20 protein-coding genes and 1 pseudogene are annotated in these 20,911 nt (G+C 71.8%); 15 read left to right on the top strand and 6 right to left on the bottom strand.

Annotation, left to right across the window (positions count from 1 at the left end):
- The first annotated feature begins 220 nt into the window (after positions 1–220).
- From IE318_RS41410 to IE318_RS41420, 3 genes are read left to right on the top strand one after another with little or no spacing between them, the layout of a single operon-like run.
- Positions 221–1,162, top strand: a complete 942-nt coding sequence (locus IE318_RS41410; RefSeq protein ID WP_189908034.1) for an ABC transporter ATP-binding protein — start codon at positions 221–223, stop codon at positions 1,160–1,162.
- Entirely contained in the window at positions 1,159–2,526 is a 1,368-nt protein-coding gene (locus IE318_RS41415; RefSeq protein ID WP_189908035.1) for an ABC transporter permease, read from the top strand. The genes IE318_RS41410 and IE318_RS41415 overlap by 4 nt, the downstream gene beginning before the upstream one ends.
- Positions 2,527–2,530: 4 nt before the next feature.
- Positions 2,531–5,278: an alkaline phosphatase family protein gene (locus IE318_RS41420; RefSeq protein ID WP_189908036.1), complete on the top strand. Its 2,748-nt coding sequence runs from the start codon at positions 2,531–2,533 to the stop codon at positions 5,276–5,278.
- A 93-nt stretch (positions 5,279–5,371) separates the two neighbouring features.
- On the opposite strand, the gene IE318_RS41425 is transcribed toward IE318_RS41420, so the two are convergent.
- The 3 genes from IE318_RS41425 to IE318_RS41435 form a co-directional block, all read right to left on the bottom strand.
- Complete coding sequence (locus IE318_RS41425; protein WP_030182439.1) at positions 5,372–5,824, bottom strand: flavodoxin family protein; 453 nt, start codon at positions 5,822–5,824, stop codon at positions 5,372–5,374.
- A 126-nt stretch (positions 5,825–5,950) separates the two neighbouring features.
- Positions 5,951–6,688, bottom strand: coding sequence for an aspartate/glutamate racemase family protein (locus tag IE318_RS41430; RefSeq protein ID WP_229904117.1), 738 nt, complete (start codon positions 6,686–6,688; stop codon positions 5,951–5,953).
- Between the two features lie 64 nt (positions 6,689–6,752).
- Positions 6,753–7,772, bottom strand: a complete 1,020-nt coding sequence (locus tag IE318_RS41435) for a sigma-70 family RNA polymerase sigma factor (protein ID WP_189908037.1) — start codon at positions 7,770–7,772, stop codon at positions 6,753–6,755.
- 507 nt (positions 7,773–8,279) lie between these two features.
- Here IE318_RS41435 and IE318_RS41440 point away from each other — a divergent pair.
- Positions 8,280–8,924 carry a polysaccharide deacetylase family protein gene (locus IE318_RS41440; RefSeq protein WP_229904118.1) on the top strand — a complete coding sequence of 215 codons (645 nt, stop codon included), beginning with the start codon at positions 8,280–8,282 and terminating at the stop codon, positions 8,922–8,924.
- A gap of 33 nt (positions 8,925–8,957) precedes the next feature.
- Here the strand turns inward: IE318_RS41440 and IE318_RS41445 are convergent, their stop codons facing one another.
- Positions 8,958–9,692, bottom strand: a complete 735-nt coding sequence (locus IE318_RS41445; RefSeq protein ID WP_189908038.1) for a class I SAM-dependent methyltransferase — start codon at positions 9,690–9,692, stop codon at positions 8,958–8,960.
- Between the two features lie 265 nt (positions 9,693–9,957).
- Complete coding sequence (locus IE318_RS41450; protein ID WP_373311437.1) at positions 9,958–11,178, bottom strand: MFS transporter; 1,221 nt, start codon at positions 11,176–11,178, stop codon at positions 9,958–9,960.
- Between IE318_RS41450 and IE318_RS46775 the strand changes: the two are divergent.
- From IE318_RS46775 to IE318_RS41485, 7 genes and pseudogenes are all read left to right on the top strand, one after another.
- Positions 11,155–11,553: pseudogene (locus IE318_RS46775) on the top strand (PLP-dependent aminotransferase family protein); the annotation flags it as partial. The gene IE318_RS41450 and the pseudogene IE318_RS46775 sit on opposite strands and share 24 nt — an antisense overlap.
- Positions 11,554–11,695: 142 nt before the next feature.
- Positions 11,696–12,046, top strand: coding sequence for a hypothetical protein (locus IE318_RS41460; RefSeq protein ID WP_189908041.1), 351 nt, complete (start codon positions 11,696–11,698; stop codon positions 12,044–12,046).
- Positions 12,047–12,194: 148 nt separating this feature from the next.
- Entirely contained in the window at positions 12,195–12,428 is a 234-nt protein-coding gene (locus IE318_RS41465) for a metallothionein (protein ID WP_030182417.1), read from the top strand.
- Positions 12,429–12,481: 53 nt separating this feature from the next.
- Positions 12,482–12,778, top strand: a complete 297-nt coding sequence (locus IE318_RS41470; protein ID WP_189908042.1) for an antibiotic biosynthesis monooxygenase — start codon at positions 12,482–12,484, stop codon at positions 12,776–12,778.
- 19 nt (positions 12,779–12,797) lie between these two features.
- Positions 12,798–13,073 (top strand): hypothetical protein, encoded by a 276-nt coding sequence (locus IE318_RS41475; RefSeq protein WP_189908043.1) that lies wholly within the window; start codon positions 12,798–12,800, stop codon positions 13,071–13,073.
- A 126-nt stretch (positions 13,074–13,199) separates the two neighbouring features.
- Positions 13,200–14,198: a DUF1259 domain-containing protein gene (locus tag IE318_RS41480; RefSeq protein ID WP_189908044.1), complete on the top strand. Its 999-nt coding sequence runs from the start codon at positions 13,200–13,202 to the stop codon at positions 14,196–14,198.
- Entirely contained in the window at positions 14,198–15,403 is a 1,206-nt protein-coding gene (locus IE318_RS41485; protein ID WP_189908045.1) for a cytochrome P450, read from the top strand. The genes IE318_RS41480 and IE318_RS41485 overlap by 1 nt, the downstream gene beginning before the upstream one ends.
- Before the next feature lie 379 nt (positions 15,404–15,782).
- On the opposite strand, the gene IE318_RS41490 is transcribed toward IE318_RS41485, so the two are convergent.
- Positions 15,783–16,907: a PP2C family protein-serine/threonine phosphatase gene (locus IE318_RS41490; RefSeq protein ID WP_189908046.1), complete on the bottom strand. Its 1,125-nt coding sequence runs from the start codon at positions 16,905–16,907 to the stop codon at positions 15,783–15,785.
- Between the two features lie 181 nt (positions 16,908–17,088).
- Here IE318_RS41490 and IE318_RS41495 point away from each other — a divergent pair, with 181 nt between their 5' ends.
- The 4 genes from IE318_RS41495 to IE318_RS41510 all read left to right on the top strand — a co-directional run bounded on the left by IE318_RS41495 (position 17,089) and on the right by IE318_RS41510 (position 20,868).
- Entirely contained in the window at positions 17,089–17,889 is an 801-nt protein-coding gene (locus IE318_RS41495) for an SDR family NAD(P)-dependent oxidoreductase (RefSeq protein WP_189908047.1), read from the top strand.
- 58 nt (positions 17,890–17,947) lie between these two features.
- A complete protein-coding gene (gene dgoD / locus IE318_RS41500) occupies positions 17,948–19,093 on the top strand; it encodes a galactonate dehydratase (RefSeq protein WP_189908048.1) in 1,146 nt (381 codons plus the stop codon).
- A 135-nt stretch (positions 19,094–19,228) separates the two neighbouring features.
- The gene (locus IE318_RS41505) at positions 19,229–19,873 is read left to right on the top strand and encodes a bifunctional 4-hydroxy-2-oxoglutarate aldolase/2-dehydro-3-deoxy-phosphogluconate aldolase (RefSeq protein WP_189908049.1); all 645 of its coding nucleotides are present in this window, start codon (positions 19,229–19,231) and stop codon (positions 19,871–19,873) included.
- The gene (locus IE318_RS41510) at positions 19,870–20,868 is read left to right on the top strand and encodes a sugar kinase (RefSeq protein WP_268256781.1); all 999 of its coding nucleotides are present in this window, start codon (positions 19,870–19,872) and stop codon (positions 20,866–20,868) included. The genes IE318_RS41505 and IE318_RS41510 overlap by 4 nt, the downstream gene beginning before the upstream one ends.
- Positions 20,869–20,911: the final 43 nt, after the last annotated feature.

Raw genomic sequence — 20,911 nt, forward strand, 5'->3', positions numbered from 1 at the left:
ACTGAGCCAAAGGCGCCCCAGCACCACACCCCAAGGCCGATGCCCGCAGCAACACCCGCTGCCGGCACCGGCCTTCGGCGTGTGCGACGCGGTGCTCGTCGTCGACCGTCGATGCGGCGAACGTACGTCGCCTTCCGTTCCATGATCGTTCAACCAACCGTTCCTGACCGCGTCGTGTGCCGTCCCTAGGGTCCTTGAGGGTTCGAAGGGGAAGGGGCTCATGGACACACGTCTCGCCATCCGGGCGCGCGGGATCACCAGGTGTTTCGGTGAGGTCGTCGCACTCGACGGCATCGATCTGGATGTGGAGCAGGGGCAGATCCACGGTCTGGTCGGACCGAACGGCGCCGGCAAGACAACGTTGCTCGGCCTCCTGCTGGGCCTGGCCGTCGCCGACAGCGGGAGCCTCGAAATCCTGGGTACGCCGGTCGGGCGGGCGCTCGCCGCTCCCGACGGTGTCGCCGGATTCGTCGACGGACCCGGTCTCTACCCCTCGCTGACCGCACGGCAGAACCTCGCCGCGCTGGCCGCCTTGCGCGGCCACGGCACGCGGACTGGCGAGATCGACGACGTGCTCGACCAGGTCGGGCTCACCGATGTCGCCGACGACCGGGCCCGCGGCTTCTCCCTGGGCATGCGTCAGCGGCTCGGCCTCGCCGCCGCCCTGCTCACCCGGCCCCGGCTGCTCGTCCTCGACGAACCCTCCAACGGCCTCGACCCGGCCGGCAAGAAGCACGTCCACGGCGTCCTCACCCGACTCGCGGCAGACGGAACCGGCGTCGTGCTCTCCAGCCACCGCATGGACGACCTCGAGGCGCTGTGCTCCGAGGTCACCATCATCGCCACCGGACGGATCGTGTTCTCCGGCCCGTTGAGCAAGCTCGCCGCCGAGAACCGCGAACTCGACTACCGGCTGCGCACCTCCGACCCGGAGGCCGCCCGTCGGCTCGCCGCCGACACGGCCGGGATCCGGATCGCCGACGACGCCGTGGCACGGCGCGACACCGAGGCGCTCGTCGTGCGCGCGCTGGTGCCCGCCCTCGACGAACTGGTGGTGCGGCTCGTGCGCGGCGGTATCGCGTTGCGCGAGCTCGCACCCGTGGTCTCGCCGCTCGAGGCGGCGTTCCTCGCCCTCACCGAGCAGCGGGAGGACGCCCGATGACCGCGACCGTCGCCGTCGACCACCCTGCCGGCGCCCGCCCCGTCCGCGTCTCGGTGGCGCGCGGCTACCGCTTCGAACTGGTCAAGCTGGTCTCGCAGTGGCGGATCCGGCTGGCCGTCCTGGCCTGCTGGCTCGCGCCGGGCCTGTTCGTCGCCGCGGTGAGCCAGCAGAGCACGCTGCCCACGGACACCCTCTTCGGCCGCTGGATGCATGCCACGGGATGGGCCGGACCGCTGGTGATGCTCGGTTTCGCGGGCACCTGGGCGCTGCCCCTGCTGACCTCACTGGTCGCCGGGGACGTGTTCGCCTCCGAGGACCGGCTGGGCACCTGGCGCCACCTGCTCGTGGCGGTCCGCTCCCCCCGGCGGATCTTCGCCGCGAAGGCACTGGCCAGCCTCACCGTCATCCTGCTGCTCGTGGCCGGGCTGGCCTGTTCGAGCGCGGCCGGCGGGCTGGCGACGGTCGGCAACCGGCCGTTGGTGGGCCTCGACGGCCATCTGCTGACGCCGTCGGACGCCGCGGGGCGGGTCCTGCTCGCCTGGGTCTGTGTCCTCGCCCCGACCCTGGCCCTCGCCGCGATCGGACTGCTCGGGTCCGTCGTGCTGGGGCGGTCGCCGATGGGACTGCTGCTGCCCGCGCTCGTCGCGCTGGCGATGCAGCTCGCGCAGATGCTGCCGCTCCCCGTCGCGGTCCGACTCGCCCTGCCCGGCTACGCCTTCATCTCCTGGAACGGCCTGTTCACCGGCCCGGCGCAGCTCGGCCCGCTGCTGATCGGCATCGCCGTCGGCCTGGTGTGGGCGGTGACCGCGACCGCGCTGGCCTATCTGCTGTTCCTGCGGCGCGACTTCACCAACCCGACCGACGACGGCTCGGGCCGTCGTGCCGTCACCGCGGCGGTCCTGCCGCTGGCCGGGCTGGTCGCCGCGGGTGTCGCGGTCGTCGCCGCGTCGACGACGGCCACGGCCACGGGCTCCGGGATCACGCAGGACAAGGTGCAGGGCTCGGTCGCCACGGCGTTCGCCCACCTCTACCGCATGCAGACCGAGCAGCTCCACCGTCCTGCCGTCACCGAAGCGCAGTTGAGGGCCACGGCGGCGTGCACCAAGGGCAGCGTGAGGGTCGCCGCCGAGGGACCCGGCAACGACTGGCGCTGCGTCGTCTCCTGGCACCTCCCCGGCGTCGAGGCCACCGGGACGGCCATCTACCAACTCGACGTCACCGCAGACGGGCGGTTCGTGGCCGACGGCGACGGACCGAAGGAAGTCAACGGCTACTTCCTCGTGCGGACCCCGAACGGGGACGCACCGAACCCACTTTGGCAGTTCGACGGCAACGTCGAACTTCTTCGCACCTCGAAGGGATGACTCCATGCAGGTAACACGCCAGCGCCGGACTGTCGGGAGGGACCTCCTCGGCAGACGCATCGGCCGCCGGAGCACCCTCACGGCGACCGCCACCGCGGTCGTGCTCGCGGTCACCGCCGGTATCGGTTACGCCCAGACGCGGCAGTTCGGCACCGACCAGGTCGGCCAGAGCACCGACCGGGGCCAGGTCGTCTCCAGCGACCAGTACATCGCCCCGTACGGTGACCGCCTCGTCATCGACAACGGCAAGATCATGTCGTCCTCGGTCAGCCCGGACGGCACCCACCTCGCGGCCTCGGTCACCGACGGCGGCGCCGCCCTGGCCATAGTCGACGTCAAGAGCTGGAAGGTGCAGCAGGTCGTCGGCACCGCCGCGTCGTCGACCCCGCGCCTGGCCAGCAACTCCGTGGGCCAGGAAGGCCCCACCTACTCCCCCGACGGCAAGCAGCTGTGGCTGGGCCAGACCGATGGTTACACCAGGTTCACGGTCAACCCGGACGGCACCGTCACCAACCCGACCTCGATCACCATCCCGGCCGACGGTTCCAAGCACGCGCTGGTCGGCGAGGCGGTGTTCTCCTCCGACGGCTCCACCGTGTACTCCGCGGTCAACGGCCAGAACCGGGTGGTCGCCATCGACGCGGCGACCGGGGCCGTCAAGCAGAGCTGGGCCGTGGGCAACGCCCCGCGCGACATGGTCCAGGTCGGCGACAGGCTCTACGTCAGCAACGAGGGCGGCCGTCCGGCCAAGGCCGGCGACACCACCATGAACTCGTACGGCACCCAGGTGCCGGCCGACCCGAAGACCGGGGCCACCACCACCGGCACGGTCAGCGTCATCGACCTGGCGAACCCGCAGGCCGCGCCGACGAGCATCGACGTCGGTCTGCACCCCACCGCCCTGTACGCCAAGGGCAAGGCGCTGTTCGTCACCAACACCGCCACCAACGACGTGTCGGTCATCGACACCGGCAAGAACAAGGTCGTGCAGACCATCAACACCCAGCCGTGGCCGGAGGCGTCGGTGGGCTACGAGCCCAACGCGGTGACGCTCACCGACGACGGCCGCCTGCTGGTGACGCTCGGCCGCGCCAACGCCGTCGCCGTCTACCGGTACAAGAGCCCGCAGGAGCCGGTCAGCTACGTCGGCCTGCTCCCGACGGACTACTTCCCCGCGGAGATCACCACGGTCGGCAAGGAGGTGCTGGTCTCCAACACCCGTGGTGTCGACGCCCGCCGGCCCACCACCAGTGGCGGCCACGGCACCCATGACACGACGTCGAGCGTGCAGCGGTTCACGCTGCCGGACGACAGCGTCATCAGGTCCCAGACGGCCAAGGTCTTCCAGCAGAACGGCTGGACCGCCGGCTCGGTCAAGCTGGCCAAGGGCAGGAGCAAGGCCAAGCCGGTACCGGTCCCGCAGCGGATCGGCGACCCGTCGACGATCAAGCACGTCTTCCTGATCGTCAAGGAGAACCGGACCTACGACCAGGTCCTCGGCGACGTCCCGCAGGGCAACGGCGACGCGTCGCTGACGCAGTTCGGCGAGAACGTGACGCCGAACCAGCACGCCATGGCCAAGCAGTTCGGGCTGTACGACAACACGTACGACATCGGCACGAACTCCGCCGAGGGCCACAACTGGCTGATGCAGGCCGACGACCCGGAGTACACCGAGTCCTCCGCCGGTGAGTACGCGCGCAGCTACGACACGGAGAACGACGCTCTCGGCCACCAGAAGTCGGGCTTCATCTGGACCGGTGCGCAGGCGGCCGGGAAGACCGTGCGGGACTTCGGCGAGTTCCAGTCGCTGGAGACCAAGCCGTCCGGCGCCACCTGGCAGAACCTGTACTGCGACGCCAAGAACATGGCGTCGACCGGGCAGAAGACCGCCTACCCGATACAGACGGGCTCGGCGATCCCCTCGCTCAACGACGTGTCGGTGCCCGGCTTCCCGATGTTCGACACCAGTGTCCCGGACGTCTACAAGTACGAGATCTGGAAGCAGGACTTCGAGAAGAACGGTCCGGCGAACCTGAACATGTTCTGGCTCTCCAACGACCACACCGGTGGTCCGGCGAGCGCGGCGGCTCAGGTGGCGGACAACGACCTCGCGGTCGGCAAGATGGTCGACGAGATCTCCCACAGCAAGTACTGGAAGGACTCGGCGATCTTCGTCGTCGAGGACGACTCCCAGGCCGGTCTCGACCACGTCGACGGCCACCGTGCCCCGATCCAGATCATCAGCCCCTGGGCCCAGCACGGCACCGTCGACAGCCGCTACTACTCGCAGATCACGATGATCCGCACCATCGAGCAGATCCTCGGGATCCACCCGATGAACCAGAAGGACAGCGCGGCCACCCCGATGGCCGGGGCGTTCACCAGGAAGCCTGACTACACGCCGTTCAAGGCGCTGCCCAACCGGACCTCGCTGACGGACGGTCTGAAGACTCCGCCGTCCTGCGGCGTGGACACCCCGGCACCGCAGGACCCCAAGGCGGCGGCCGTGCCGTCGTCGACGGTGCCGGCGGACAAGCAGCAGCTCGCCGCGGAGTGGGACCAGTGGAAGTCGAAGCAGCGGCTGACCGGGCCGGGCGCCGTGCCGGACTACGCCAACCCGGCGCAGATGAACCACTTCACGTGGTACCAGACGCACAACTGGAAGAAGCCGTACCCCGGCGAGGACCGGATCTTCGCGCCCAACGACGTGCCGGGCGCCTACATTCCGTCCGCGGAGTCGGACGGCTGACGTAGGCGCATCGCCTCACGGTACGGGCCCCTGTCCGGCATCACGCCGGTCAGGGGCCCGTCCGTCCTGGCCGCCGTCCGCGGCATCCGCCGGTCAGGCCATCAGGCCCGCCGCGACGGTCGCACCCAGTTCCCAGCACGCCTCGGTGTCGCTCTTGTCCGGCTCGCCGGTCACGGTCACCGCGTCCGCCGCTCGCCGCCAGCCCAGGCCGGTCGTGATCGACTCGATTCCCCGTACCGCACCCGTCACGTCGTTGCCCCCGTGGACGTAGAAGCCGAACGGCCGGCCGCGTGTGGTGTCCAGGCACGGGTAGTAGATCTGGTCGAAGAAGTGCTTGAGGGCACCGGACATGTAGCCCAGGTTCGCCGGTGTGCCCAGCAGATAGGCGTCCGCATCCAGTACGTCGGAGGCCGTCGCGGCCAGCGCGGCCCGCCGCACCACCCGAACGCCCTCGATCTCCGGCGCCGTCGCCCCGGCGACGACGGCCTCGAACAGCGCCTGACAGTTCGGCGACGGCGTATGGTGCACGATCAGCAAGGTAGACACACCCCGAACCCTGCCCCGACGCCCCTCACGCCCGCAACATCGCCGTCCGGGCCGGCTGCTCTGTCAGAGGCAGGCTCTACGGTGCGGCCTGGTCGTTCCGGTGGGACCAGCCCCACCGGTTCCGGGTCAGTCGGTGGGTGGGCCGCCGTGCCAGGTGGGGAGTGGCTGTTCGCCGACGGCCACCTCGTAGGCGGCGCGGGCCAGGAGGCGGGTGGAGTCGAGGGTGGGCAGCGGGGAGATCTCGGGCGTGATCAGGAGCGGGATCTCCGTGCACGCGAGGGCGACGGCGTCGCATCCCCGCTCGGCCAGCCCGGTGATCACGCGCAGGTACTCCTGGCGCGAGGCCTCGGTGAGCACTCCTCTGACCAGTTCGTCGAAGATGATGCGGTTGAGCACCTCGCGGTCCTCGGGTTCGGGGAGTTCCATGGCGATCCGGCGCGCGGCGAGCGCACGGGGGTAGACCGGGCCGTCCATGGTGTACTTCGTGCCGAGTACGGCGACACGCTTGTGGCCGTCCCGGGCGGCCTGGTCGGCGACCACGTCGGCGATGTGCAGGCCCGGCAGGGCGAGATCGGGGCCGGGGCGCTCCAGGGCCATGTGCGCGGTGTTGTCGGGGCAGGCGAAGAAGGCGGCCCCGGCGCGGGCCAGCCGGTCCACACTGACGGCGAGCGTGCGCCGTACCGCGTCGTGGTCACCGGAGTCCCAGGCCGCCATGCTGTGGCCGAAGGCGATGTAGTCCAGTGTCACGTCCGGGTGCTCATGGCGGCCCGTCCGCTTGAACCCCTCCTCGCAGTAGGCCAGGAAGTTGAGCGCCGCGCCTCCCGTGCTGTGCGCCAGGATGCCGAAGTGATGCATGTTCCTCATGGGGCTCGTGTGAGTCGACGGCCGGTCGTCCGCGGTCGTCCTTGGCCCAGGGAGCGTACTCCCGTCAACTCGCCCACGCCTGAAGGCGTTCTCCCGGCTCCTGCTCCCTGAGCAGGGCGAGGGACTGCTTCTCCAGCTGACGCACTCGCTCGCGGGTCAGGCCGATGTGTTCCGCGACCTCCTTGAGGGTGCGCTGACGCCCGTCGTGGAGGCCGTAGCGGAGGCTGAGGATGAGCGCCTCGCGTGGCGCCAGGGTGTCCATGGCCTCGCGCAGCTCCTCGGCGAGCGCCTGGTACTCGGCGACTTCCGGGGCCTGGAGCACCTCGCTGTCGGGGATGAGGTCACCGACCACCGTCTCGCCGGTGTCGTCCACCGGCATGTCCAGACTGATCACCTGCCGGCCGACGCGCCGCAGCCAGGCGACCCGGTCCTCGGCGACACCGCCGTCCCGGGCGACCTCTTCGACGGTGGGCTCGCGCCCGAGCTGCAGCTGCAGCTTGCGCTCGACCTTGGCGATCTTGTGCAGTTGCTCCACGACGTGCATCGGCAGCCGCACCGAGCGTGCGTGCGTGGCCAGGCCCCGTTCGATCGCCTGGCGGATCCACCAGGTGGCGTAGGTGGAGAACTTGAATCCCTTGGTGTGGTCGAACTTCTCCACGGCCCTGATGAGGCCGAGATTGCCCTCCTGAATGACGTCGAGCAGGGGCAGACCGCGGTGGGCGTGCCGCTTGGCCATGGACACGACGAGCCGGAGGTTGGCCCGCACCATGTGGTCCTTGGCCTCCTGGCCGTCGTGCACCGCGAGCTCCAGCTCCCGTCGGTGCCGCGGCGCGAGCTCACGCCCGTCGCTCTCGGCCTGCGCCAGTTCCTCCATGGCCTGCACGCCGGCCTCGATGCGCCGCGCCAGCCGTACCTCGTCCTCCGCGTCGAGCAGCGGGGTCGCCCCGACCTGCCTCAGGTACTGGCCCAGCAGATCGGGATCCCCGTCCGGCTCGGGCGCCGGATTGTGCCGCTTCGTGGCGCGGACGGGGGCCTTCCGACCGTCCCGTACGGACGCTGTCGTCTTCTGTGTCGCGGGAGCCATGGTCGCGCTCCTCATTTCCTCGCGATTCCTCGCGTCCAGGATGGCTCGAGTACCCGGCGGTCCGGGGGCCGTGCCGGGCAATGAGTAAAGCAATCGTATGGTCTGGTCCAGCGCGAGGAATGCGACGATCGCCGTGGTGAGCTCCGGGGCGGCGGCTGCCGTCCAGTGGTCTCCGAACGTCGTCGGCCACGACGTCGGAGGCGTGGGCGGCGGCCTCGTGGGGCTTTGCGCTCGCGCCGTGACCGCGGAAGTCCGGCATGATCACCCGGTGGCCGCGCGCCGCGATCGCCTCGGCCCGGTCTTGGGGGACATGTGCCGCAGCACAGGCGGCCCGGCGTCCCCGCGACGGCCTCGCGCCATCGACACAGGTCAGACGGAACTGGCGCCTCCGTTTCAGCTGCCACCGGGCCCATGGACCTGCCGAGTTGGTCTAGGCCAATATGGCCGCCATGCCGAGACCCGGCTTGCCCTGCGCGGTACGCAGTGCCCTCACCGCCCTTGTCCCCCTTGCTCTCATCGGCGCGCTCACCGCGCCCCGCCCACGCCGCGGCCCACCGGACGGCGACCGCTTGGCCCGATCCCGCGCTGGTCGTCACCCACGTCGACACCACCGACCCGGTCGCGTTCATCACCATCGACGACGGCTGGAACCACGACCCGGCCGCCCAGAAACCGCTGCTCGACCGGCAGGTGCCCGCCTCCCTGTTCCTGCTGCCCGGTGCGTACTCGTACGATCCCGAGTACTTCCACACCCTGCTCGACCACGGCCGTTCCCGGGCCGAGAACCACACCGTCGACCACCCGGACCTGACCACGCTGGACGCCGCCGGCCAGAAGGCGGAGATCTGCGGGGCACGCGACCAGGACCTCGCCGAGTTCGGCGACAGCCCGCTGCTGATGCGACCGCCGTACGGGGCGTACGACGACACCACCCGGACCACCGCCCGTGCCTGCGGCGTGGAGGCGGTGGTGACGTGGACGTACGACCTCACGACCTGGACGAACCCCGTTTTGGTGCCCCGGCTGAAGCCCGGCGACATCGTCCTGCTGCACTTCAACGGGACCGTGGAACAGGATCTGCGCCGGGTTCTGGACGCGGCCGCGGCGGCCGGGCTGAAGCCCGCCCCGCTGCGGGACCACATCGGCGGGTGACGGCGGGACGGGAGGCGGTGGGGCCCCGGTGGATCAGGCGTCGCGCCGGAAGAGGGCGGCCCACAGAAAGGGTTCGCCGAAGTACGCGGACTCGGGCGGTTCGTCGCGCATGCGTCGCAGCTCGACCTCGGTCAGGTCGGAGAAGATCCGGCGCAGCGCCTGTGGGCTGTAGGCGAGCCCGCCGTGGAGGCGGGCATCGCGATAGAAGGCCGCGTCGGGGAGGTCGGACCCCCCGGCCTCCCCGTCCGTGAAGCAGGTGAGCGCGTAATGGCCGCCCGGGGCGAGGAGTTGGTCCAGCAGGGAGAGATAGCTGATGCGGCGGTGGGGCGGCAGATGGTGGAAGCAGCCCGAGTCGTGGATCAGGTCGTAGCCCCCGCTCAGCTCCGTGCCGGCCAGCGCGAAGGCGTTCCCCTGAAGGAACCGGACGCGGGCCCCGGTCTCACGGGCGCGTTCCTCGGCCCAGCCGATGGCTGTCGGGGAGAGGTCGACGGCGTCCACCTGGAAGCCGAGGGAGTCCAGGTACAGTGCGTTGCGTCCGGGCCCGCAGCCCAGGTCGAGCGCCCGGCCCGGGGTGATGAGCCCGCGGTCGAGGTACGAGGCGAGACTCTCGTCCGGCTTGGCCACGAAGAACGGCACCGCTCTGGAACGGTCGCCGTAGAAGGTGTCCCACCAGTCGGCCGCGCCGCTCGTCCAGCGGTCCGCCTGAGGTGTGAACAGGTCGTCCAGGAGTCGCAGCACGTCCTCGACGGTGCGGATGTTCCGGTCCATCCGGCCCCCTTTCCCGATGACCGGACAGTACGGCCCGACACCGAGAAATCCCAGCTCACGTCGTATCCCACGGAGGCGTGGACAGCTGATGGCGAGGCTCCGGGGAGTGCCGGCGGGCAGCGGCCCGAACCCCGCACGCGCGGCCGCCCCTTACCCCTCCGAGGGGCGTCACGACGGGTTCCAGCGTGGAGCTCGGGCCGGTTTCTGAACTCTCTCTCCCGATGGTCGTGTCCGCGTGTCCGTCGCAGCCGAGTCCCGGCCCTTCTCAGGGAGTTGGAGTTCCCGCGGGCGTCGGCGCGGGCGTCGGGTCGGCCGCGGGCGCGAGTCCCGTGGGAGCCGGTGGCCGCGGCATGGACGCCACCTTCCGTACGGCGGAGAAGACGACGGGCAGGGCCGACGCGGGCGCGGCCAGTGCGCAGATGATCACGGCGAGGTGCAGGCCGAGCAGGTCGGCCAGGAGTCCGCCGGCCGCGGCGCCGAGCGGCATGGTGCCCCAGATGAGGAAGCGGTTGGCCGCGTTCATCCGGGCGAGGAGGTCGTCCGGGGTGGTGGCCTGGCGGAGGCTGACGGCGTTGACGTTCCAGACGCTGACGCCGATGGCGGTTACCGTGAATCCGAGGAGCAGCCAGGCGGTGGTGCCCGTACTCGGCGCCCAGGCGGCCAGCAGGAAGCCCGCGTTGAGGGCGGCGCCGACCACGATGGCGGGCCCCACGCCGATCCAGGCGTTGAGCCGTGGGGTGAGGAGCGAGCCGGCGAGGTAGCCGAGTCCCGCCACCGCGAGGACGGTACCGACCGTGGCGGGAGACAGCCGCAGTTCACGTACGGCGTAGGTGAGGAAGACGGCCAGCAGTCCCTCGGTCCAGAAGTTCAGCCATGCCGCGCCGACGGCCAGCGGGCGGATGTAGGGATGGGTCAGGCAGAAGCGCAGCCCCGCTCGGATCTGGACGAGCAGGCTGCCTGACCGGGCCGCGGCCGGCGGTGAGGGCACTGGGGGCAGCCCGCGCAGCAGGAGGGCGGAGACCGCGTAGCTCAGCGCGTCCACCGCCAGCGCCAGGGGCGCGGTGAGTACCTGGACGAGGGCGCCGCCGAGGGCCGGTCCGGATGTCTGGGCGGTGGCCCGCACCACCTCCAGCCGGGCGTTGGCGGGTGCTATCTGGTCGGGCCGGACCAGCCCGGGCAGCACCGAGAGCGAGGCGATGTCGAAGAAGACGCTGAGCGCGCCCACGCCCAGCGCGACGACGTACAGCTGAAGGAGGGTCAGCACCCCGGCCAGCTGGGCGACCGGCAGGGTGGCCAGCAGCACGCCGCGGCCCAGGTCGCAGAACACCATCAGCCTGCGCCGGGCCCAACGGTCCACCCAGGCGCCCGCCGGCAGGCCGAGCAGCAAGAAGGGTGCCGTACCCGCCGCCGCGAGCAGGGCCACCTGGCTGGGCGAGGCGTGCAGCGCGACGAGGGGCGGGTCGTGCTGACTGCGGGCGCGCAGCACGCCCTGACCGCCCTGTTGCTGGCCCTGGCCGCGCCCGGGCAGGTGGCCACGACACCCCTGACCAATCCGGGTCTCATCGCGGCCGCGCGGCAACTGTCCCTTCCGGTCGTCGCCGTCGAGAGCGACGAGGACGGCATGCTCCCGGACGCGCTGGCCGACGCGTGCGCCACCGGTCAGGTCTCGCTGGTGCACCTCCAGCCGACGCTGGCCAACCCGAGCGGGCGTACGATGCCCGCCTCCCGCCGCGCCGCCCTCGCCGAGGTGTGCGCCCGGGCGGACGTCTGGGTGCTGGAGGACGATCCGCTGGGGCCGCTGGCCACCGGAGGTCCCGACCCGGTGGCCGCGCTGCTCCCGGACCGCACCTGCCATGTGACCAGCACGGCGAAGGCGCTCGCCCTGGGCCTGCGGATCGGCGTGGTCGCCGCGCCGGAGGCGGCCGGTCCGGATCCGGCGGCGGCCGTGCGGGCGACCACCTGGCTCACCGCCCCCCCTGCTGGGCGAGGTCTTCACCCGCTGGGTGGACGACGGCACGGCCGACACGATCGTCGCCGCCCGCCGCGCCGCCGTGCGCGAGCGCAACGCGATGGCCACGGAGATCCTGGCGGGCCTCGGCGTCCGCCCCGACCCGGCGGCCCCCCACCTGTGGCTGCCCCTGCCCGACCCCTGGGGCGTCGGGCAGTTCACCGCGGCGGCCCGCGACGCCGGCGTCCTGGTCTCCCCCGGCGACGAGTACGCCACCAGCCGGCGGCAAAGCGCCTTCGGCGTGCGCGTCGGCCTCAACGCGGACGTCGACGACGACGCGCTGCGTCGGGCCCTGCTCAGCCTGGTGGGTCTGCTCCACACCAGCCCCCGCGGCCCGAACGGCTGACCGACGCCCGGCCGGTGCGCCGCTCACCCGTTCGCATCACGCCGCAGCCCGCTGAGTTGCGCCGCCGATGGGCCGCCCACAGGCTCATGGGTGTACCGGCGGCCGGGCCCCGTTCCCGCCCGCTGCGGGAAGCGGATGGAGGAAGTCGATGGCGACGTGCGAAGTCTGCGGCAATGACTACGAGATGGCCTTCGAAGTACGAGCCGCCGGAGCGGTGCACGTCTTCGACAGCCTGGAGTGCGCGGCCCAGCGCATGGCTCCGAACTGCGACAACTGCAACTGCCGGATCCTGGGCCACGGTTTGCAGACGGACGGGCAGTTCTTCTGCTGCGCCCACTGCGCGCGGCAGAAGGGCCACGCCCAACTGGTCGACCACGCCTGACCGGTGCGACGGCAGCGCCGGCGTACTGACGCGGCGGTGCGGAGGAGGCCACCATGGAGGAGTACTACGTCTGGGTGACGACGCGCCGCCTGCAGCCGGGCGCCCTGGAGGAGTTCGAGAGAGCGTGGCGTCCCGAACCGTATCCGCGGGGTCTGCACCGCTCCTACGCGTACTGGTCGCAGGACGGTCAGGAGGTCACCGGTGTGTCCTTCTGGGAGTCCCAGGAGGCCTGCGACGCGTGGCGGACCTCCGAGTCGGAGGCGCAGCGGCGCGCGGCCATGGCCCCGTACGTCGTGGAGGAGCGCGAGGGCTTCTACCGCGGCCGTCAGCTCGCCGTTCCCCAGCGGTAGCGGTCGGGTGGCTGACAGCATGAGCGAGATCGTCGTCGTCTACGAACTCGACAGACCGGTGACCACCTCGACGGAGTCGGCGGGTGGTGAGCGTCCGTCCGTCCACAGGGTGCACGCGGCACCCACCGCCCCGGGTTCGCACACCGAGACCGGGCCGCGCACGCTGTGCGGCAAGGACACCTTCGCCATGGTGAGGGCCGCTCGGCAGCCGTCCGAGCAGCAGGAGACGCCCTGGTATCCGGCGGAGCACCGAGCCGTGGTCTGCCCCGACTGCGACGCCGTGATCGAGACGTGAGCGGCCACCCGGGGTCGCACTGTTGAGCCACCTGGATGGGCTCGTGAGCCACGTGGATGGATGTGGCGTGCGGATCACCGGTCCGTGCCGTCGTCCGTGCTTCCATCGCGCCAGGAGGCACATGACATGGCTGACGACCGACAGCAGACCACCCGCTCCATTCTCCCCGCGTCCCGGCGCCGTGTGCTCACCGCGGCCGCCCTGACGCCCGTCCTCACCGGGGTGCCGGCCACCGCCGGCGCCGTGTCCGCCGGGCGGACGCAGCACACCCCGGTCAAGCCGGTGATGACCCGGCTCGCGGACTGGGCGGACGTGGGCAGAGCCCTCGGCCGGCCCGGCGACATGAAGCGGTTCATGTACCACACGGGCCTGCCGCGCCGGGACCTCACGGTCTTCTCCCACGGCGTCCGGATCGACCCGGCCCTCGCCCTCGGCACGCACGTGTCCTTCGTGCGCTACGCCGACCACAGCACGCTGCTCATGGGCGACGTCGTGGTCACCGAACGCGAACTGCAGCGCTTCATCGACGTCCTGCAGGACCACGGGATCATGCAGACCGCCCTCCACAAGCACCTGCTGGCCCACGAGCCGGACGTGTGGTGGCTCCATGTGCACGCCCACGGCAACGACCCGGTGGCCGTCGCCAGAGGTCTGCGCGCCGCCTTCGCCCACACCGGCACCCCGCCCGCCGAGCCGGTCACGGCCCCGCCGCCGGTCCGCCTGGACACCGCCGCGATCGACGCGGCGATGGGCGTCAAGGGCTATCCCGACGGCCAGATCTACAAGTGCACCTATGTCCGCCGCGAGACCATCCTCGACGGCCACCTGATCCTGCCTCCCGGACTGGGCGCCACCACCTCCGTGAACTTCCAGCCGCTCGGCGGCGGACGGGCCGCGCTCAGCGGCGACCTGGTCATGACCGCCGGGGAGGTGCAGCCCGTTCTCGTGGCGCTGCGGCGCGGCGGGGTCGAACTCGTCGAGGTCCACCACCACAACCTGACCGACGAACCGCGCCTGTTCTTCGTCCACTACTGGGCCGTCGGCGATGCCGTGAGGCTCGCCAAGGCCCTGCGCCGCGCCGTGGACACCACCAATGTCGTACCGATGTCCGGAGGAGCCGGCTGATGACCGGGGAGAAGGAAACGATCACCTGCCCGTTCGACTTCAGCGAAGCGCTGGAATTCGACCCCGTGCTCGCGGACCTGATGGGCCGCGACACCCCCGCACGGATCCGGCTTCCCTACGGTGACGCCGACGCCTGGCTGATCACCGGCTTCGACGCCGTCAAGCAGGTGACCACCGACCACCGGCTCAGCCGGGCGGGCATCGTCGGGCTCGACTACCCCCGGATGACCGCGGAGCCCATCGTCTCGCCCGAGTCGATCAACGTGATGGATCCGCCGCACAGCAGCCGCGTCCGCCACCTGGCCTCCCAGGCCTTCACCCAGCAGCAGGTCGACGCCATGCGGCCGCGCATCGCCCGGCTCACCGACCTGCTGCTGGACGAGATGGAGCAGGACGGCCCGCCGACGGATCTGGTCCGGCATCTCTCCGACCCCCTCCCCCAGCACACCGTCCTGGACCTCCTCGGCATCGAGCGGCAGGAGTGGCCGCGGATCGAGGAGTCCGTGCACCAGCTGCTCGTCGTCGGTGCGGACAACAGGGAGACCGCGGCGACCGCCAAGGCGGACCTGACGGCCTACTTCGGCAAGCTCGTCGAACAGCGCCGCGACTCACCCGGTGACGACCTCATCAGCGCGATGGCCGCGGCCCGGGACGGCGAGGAACAGCTGGACGACAGGGAACTGGCGGTCATGACGCTGATGCTGGCGCTCAGCGGCCAGGACACGGCGACCTGCCAGATCAGCGACATCACCTATCTGCTGCTGACCCGTCCCGAGCTGATGGACCACCTCAGGCGCCGGCCGGAGACCCTGACCGACGTCCTGCACGAGCTGCTCCGCCACATCCCGTTCCGCAAGGGGGTCGGGATCCCCAGGGTGGCGCTGGAGGACATGGAGCTGGACGGCGTGCGGATCCGGGCGGGCGACTTCGTCCACGTGTCGTACCTGACGGCCAACCGGGACCCGGAGCGCTACCCGAACCCGCACGCCATCGACCTCGACCGGCCCACCAGCCCCCACATGACGTTCGGCTGGGGCGGGCACCGGTGCATCGCGATGCCGCTCGCCATGGCGGAGCTCGAGGTGGCCATCGGCCGGCTCGTGGAGCGCTTCCCCGGGCTGCGGCTCGCGGTGGCGCCCGAGGAGGTGCGGTGGGACACGAAGACGATCCGGCGGTTCCCGCTGGAGCTGCCGGTGGCCTGGTAGCGGCCGGTCACGCCGGGCCGCCGTCGGCCGTGCCGGGCCCGCCGCCGGTCCCCGCCTCCCGGGGACGGGTGGGAGACGGGGGCCGCGGCCTCGGCATCCGCACGGAGTCGGGTGGGAGCCGAGACGAGGAAAGCTATCGCCGTGCGGCGGAGGTGTCGTTCCTTCGCAGGGGTGAAGCATTGGCCACGCGTTCGCGCTCGGCAAGGCGAGAGGCCCCCTAGGGGGTGTCTCGTCGATCAGGCCGGATCAGGGAGCGGTGGCTGGGGCCGTGCCTCGCAAGGCGGAAGAGGGAGTCGATGCGGAGCATCGGCGACCGACGACAACGCGGCGAGGTGCGGTGCCAGGCGCCGCGAGCCCGGCATGATCCCCGAGACACCCCCTAGGCGATCCGGTCGACGGCGACCATCGCGACATCGTCCACCAGGCGGTCCTCGGTGTGCACGATCAGGCTCCGGTGCAGTTGGTCCAGGAACTCCCGCGGGGTGCGGGCGTGGCGCACCGATTCCATGTGCTCGGGCAGGGCGAAGAAGTCGTTGTCGCGGTTGCGGGCCTCTATCACCCCGTCGGTGTGCAGCAGCAGCCGGTCGCCGGGCAGGAACGGATAGCACTCCGGCTCGGCGGGCGGGCCCGTCATGAGGTCCTCCAGGCCGAGGGGTGGCTGCGGTGAGTCGGGCACCAGGGCCTGAGCCCTCCCCCGGCGCAGCACCATGGGTGGCGGATGGCCGCGATTGACCACCTCGACCACGGATCCGTCCGGCACCTGGGCCACCAGTGCGGTGACGAAACACTCCCCCTCCGGTCCGCCGCCCGCCGCCTCCTCGGCCGCGGACTCCCGTCGCAGCGCGGCGGCGCAGTGGTTCATGACCTCCCTCAGGTCCTCGTCGTAGTGCGCGGCCTCCCGGAAGGCACCCAGCACGGCCGCGGCCGAACGTACGGCCGGCAGCCCCTTGCCCCGGACGTCCCCCACGATCATCCGGACCCCGTACCGGGTCTGCACGGCCTCGTACAGATCGCCCCCGATCTGCGCGCCCGACTCGGCCGCGAGATACATGCTGGCCGCCCGCAGCGGTCCCAGCCGCGCGGGGACGGGATGCAGCAGAACGCTCTGCGCCGCCGCGGCGATGCGGCGGATCTGGTCGAGTTCGCCCTGTCGTCGCGCCTGCATGGAGTTGCTCGTGGTGAAGCTGGCCACGGAGACCACCAGCAGGCCCAGGAGGTTGCCGTAGACCTGCTCGCCGTGCCAGGCCCCGTGGAGGTTGGCGCTGATCAGGGTGACGGCGAGGGCTCCGGCCGCCGCGGCCAGGATGCCTTTGGGGCCCATCGTCAGCGACGCCAGCGCGGGCATCGCGGTGAGCAGAGGGCCGGTGTACATCATGTGTCCGGGCGAGAGCTCGATCGCCAGCCCGAACAGCACGATCAGGAACGGCACGCCCTGGATGAGTCTGAGCAGAACCTCATGACCTCCCCAACCCTGTTGCCGGGCCGAACGGGAGAGCAACCGCATGAGTACAGCCTGCCTCGCCGACGATGACTGTTCCACTTGCCGCCGGAAACCCCTTGGCAAGCCTGATTAATTCATATTTAATGTCTTGAGCTGGCCGGTCGACGGCCCGCCTCCGGGTTGTCGCGGCTGTTGCCGCAGCCGTGGCAGCCGCCGTACAAGAGCCGCCTCCGGGAGCTTGCGCGTGGACCTTGACCGCCCTGTCGAAGACCGCCCTGCCGAAGATGTCGAAGGCCGGTCCACCGGCCGCTGCGTCGTCGTCACCGGAGCGGCCTCGGGAATCGGTGCCGCCACGGCACGCCGGCTCGCCGCCGAAGGTGCCGCCGTGGTGCTTGTCGATGTGCTCGACGAGCCGGGCGAGGAGACGGCCGCGGCCATAAGGAGCGCCGGCGGAAGTGCCGTGTACCGGCACGGCGACGTCTCGGACGAGGCGGCGTGGGCGAGCGTCGTCGACACGGCGCGGGAGCGGTTCGGTCCCGTGTGCGCGCTGGTCAGCAACGCCTACACCGTGCGTGTCGCCTCCGCCGACGCCATCGACCGTGCGGAATGGGACCGTCAGCTCGCCGTCAGCCTCACCGGGAGCTTCCTGGGTTTCCGCGCGTGTCTGGACGACCTCCGCGCCACCGGCGGCAGCGCCGTGTTCGTCTCCTCCGTGCACGCCCTGGTGGGCATGCCCGGCCGCCCGGCGTACGCGGCGGCCAAGGCCGCGCTGACCGGGCTGATGCGGCAGCTGGCGGTCGAGTACGGCGGCCCCGGCGTGCGCGTGAACGCGGTACTGCCCGGACCGGTGCTGACCCGGGCCTGGGACGGCATCGGTGAAGCGGACCGCAAGGCCAGCGCGGAACAGACCGCGCTGGGCCGTCTGGGGCGGCCCGAGGAGGTGGCGGGCGCCATCGCCTTCCTCCTGAGCGCGGACGCGTCGTTCGTCACCGGCGCCTCGCTCGTCGTCGACGGGGGGTGGAGCGTGCTGAAGACCTCGTCGTAGGCGGGGCACGTGCCGGCCGAGCGACCCCTCTCCCTCACCCAGCGCAGGAGCGTTCCCCTTGAAAATCACCCGCATCGAGACCTTCGCCGTTCCGCCCCGCTGGCTGCTGTGCCGGGTCGAGACCGACGACGGCGTCGTCGGCTGGGGCGAGCCGGTCGTCGAGGGCCGGGCCGCCACGGTGCGTACGGCCGTGTCCGAGCTGGCCGAACTCCTGGTCGGCCGGGATCCGTTGCGCATCGAGGACCACTGGCAGGTGATGACCAAGGGCTCCTTCTACCGAGGCGGTCCGGTGCTCTCCAGTGCCGTGGCCGGGCTCGACCAGGCCCTGTGGGACATCGCGGGCAAGGCGCTGGGCGTACCGGCGCATGTCCTGCTCGGCGGGCCGGTGCGCGATCGTGTGCGCGCCTACAGCTGGGTCGGCGGCGACGAGCCCGCCGAGGTGGCGGACGCCGTCGCGGCCCAGGTGGAGGCGGGTTTCTCGGCGGTCAAGATGAACGCCTGCGGCCGAATGAACCGCCTGGCCACGACGCGGGACATCGACGAGATGGTGGGCCGGGCGGCCGCGGCTCGCGAGGTGCTGGGCAGCGACAGGGACTTCGCCGTCGACTTCCACGGGCGTTTCACCGCGGCCAACGCGCGCAAGGTCCTGCCGCACCTGGCTCCGTTCAACCCCCTCTTCGTGGAGGAGCCCGTGCTGCCGGAGTACACCCACCTGCTGGAAGGCCTGGTCGCCGGCTCCCCGGTGCCCGTCGCCACGGGTGAGCGGCTGTACTCCCGCACCGACGTCCTGCCCGCCCTTCAGGCCGGTGTGGCCGTGCTCCAGCCGGACCTCTCCCACGCGGGAGGCATCTCCGAGGTCCGCCGCATCGCCGCGCTCGCCGAGACCTTCGACGTCCCCGTCGCACCCCACTGCCCGCTCGGCCCGGTCTCGCTCGCCGCGAGCCTCCAGATCGCCTTCAGCACTCCCAACTTCCTCATCCAGGAACAGAGCATCGGCATCCACTACAACGAGGGCGCCGAGGTGCTCGACTATCTCGCCGACCCGGAGGTGTTCCGCTTCCACGAGGGGTGTTTCCTGCGCCCCACCGCGCCGGGCCTGGGCATCGAGGTGGACGAGAAGGCCGTACGCGCCGCGGACGACAGCAGCCCCGACTGGCGGGGCCCGATCTGGCGGCACCCGGACGGGTCGTTCGCCGAGTGGTGACGGCACCGGGCCGGCCCGGGCGGTCCGCACCCGCCGTTCTCGTCACCGTCCCTCTCGTCACCGTCCCCTTCACCGCTCTCGACTTCACCGCTCTCGTCGCACCGTCGACACTCCCAGCCCCCTGGAGCCGCCCTCGTGGACCCGACCGATCTCACCATCCTGCTGAGCCGTGACCGGCTCGCCGCCATCGTGCGCGGACGTTCGGCGCACGCGGCCCTGCGTACCGTGCTCACGCTCGCCGAGGAGGGCGTCGGCCTGATAGAGGTCTCCCTCACCACCGACGGCGCCTGCGACGTGATCGCCGAGGCCGTCCGGGAGGCAGGCCGGGACGCCCGCATCGGCGCCGGCACCGTCGTCACCCGGGACGATCTGCTGCGTGCGCGGGACGCCGGTGCCGCCTGGGCGGTCACACCCGTGGGCGGAGACGCCGTCACCGCCGCCGTACAGCAGGGGCTGCCGGTCCTGGCCGGGGCGCTGACCCCGACCGAGGCCGCCTCCGTCATGGCGGCGGGCGCCACCGCCGTGAAACTCTTCCCGGCGTCCCTGGGCGGACCGGCCTACCTCAGGGCGCTCAAGGACCCCTTCCCCGACATGCCGCTCGTCCCCGTCGGGGGCGTGGACGCGGACGCGGCGACGGAGTACCTCGCGGCCGGTGCCCTCGCCGTCGGTGTGGGGTCGCCGCTCGTCGGCGACGCCGCCAATGGCGGGGACCTGGAGGAACTGCGGCGCCGGGCACGGCGGTTCCGCTCCGTCTGCCGGCGAGAGGAGCCGAGCGCGTGAAGCCCCGCGCCGCAGCCGAGGTGCACGCCGGACAGGCCGTGGCGGCCGACGTCCTGACCTTCGGCGAGACGATGCTGTCGCTGCAGACGGAGGGACCCGTGGCCGTGGGCGCGCCGGCCCGCACCACGCTGGCGGGCGCGGAGTCGAACGTCGCCATCGGGCTGGCCCGGCTGGGACACGGGGTCTCCTGGGCCGGCCGTCTGGGCGCCGACGAGCCCGCCCGCCTGATCCTGCGCACGCTGCGCGGCGAAGGCGTGGACGTACGCCACGCCACCACCGACCCGGACGCGCCCACCGGTTCCATGCTGCGCGAACGCCTCGTCGCCGACGTCGCCCGCGTGCACTACTGGCGTGCCGGGTCGGCCGCCTCCCGCCAGCGGCCCGAGCACCTCACCGAGGCCCTGACCGCGGGCGCCCGCGTCCTGCATGTCACCGGCATCACCTGCGCCCTGGGGCCGGACCCACGGGCGGCGGTGGCGGCCGCGGTCGGGCACGCGCGCGAGCACGGCTGGACCGTCGTCCTGGACGTCAACCACCGGGCCCGGCTGTGGAGCCGGGAACAGGCCGCTCAGGTTCTGCGCCCGCTGCGGGGCCGCATCGACGTGGTCATCGCCTCGGACGACGAGCTTCCCCTGATCGCGGGTGACGACGACACCGACGGCGAGGAGGCCCGGGTGGCGGAACTCCTGGCGGCCGGAGCGCGCGAGGTGGTCGTCAAGCGCGGCCGCGACGGCGCCGAACTGTACGGCTCCGACGGTCACCGCATCCGGCGGCCCGCGCATCCCGTGCCGGTCGTCGACACCGTCGGCGCGGGGGACGCCTTCTGCGCCGGGTACCTCTCGGGGCTGCTGGACGGCCTGCCGCCGGCCGAGCGGCTGCGCCGTGCGTGCACCACCGGCGCGTTCGCGGTCGCCACCGCCGGTGACTGGGAAGGGCTCCCCCACCGTGACGAACTCACCGTGCTGGACGCCCCGCCCGGCAGCGCCATCCGCTGATCCACCCATCGATCGCGCGTCTCCGGCGAGACCGGACCGGCGA

The organism is Streptomyces spiralis (genome assembly GCF_014654675.1).
Taxonomy (GTDB): domain Bacteria; phylum Actinomycetota; class Actinomycetes; order Streptomycetales; family Streptomycetaceae; genus Streptomyces; species Streptomyces spiralis.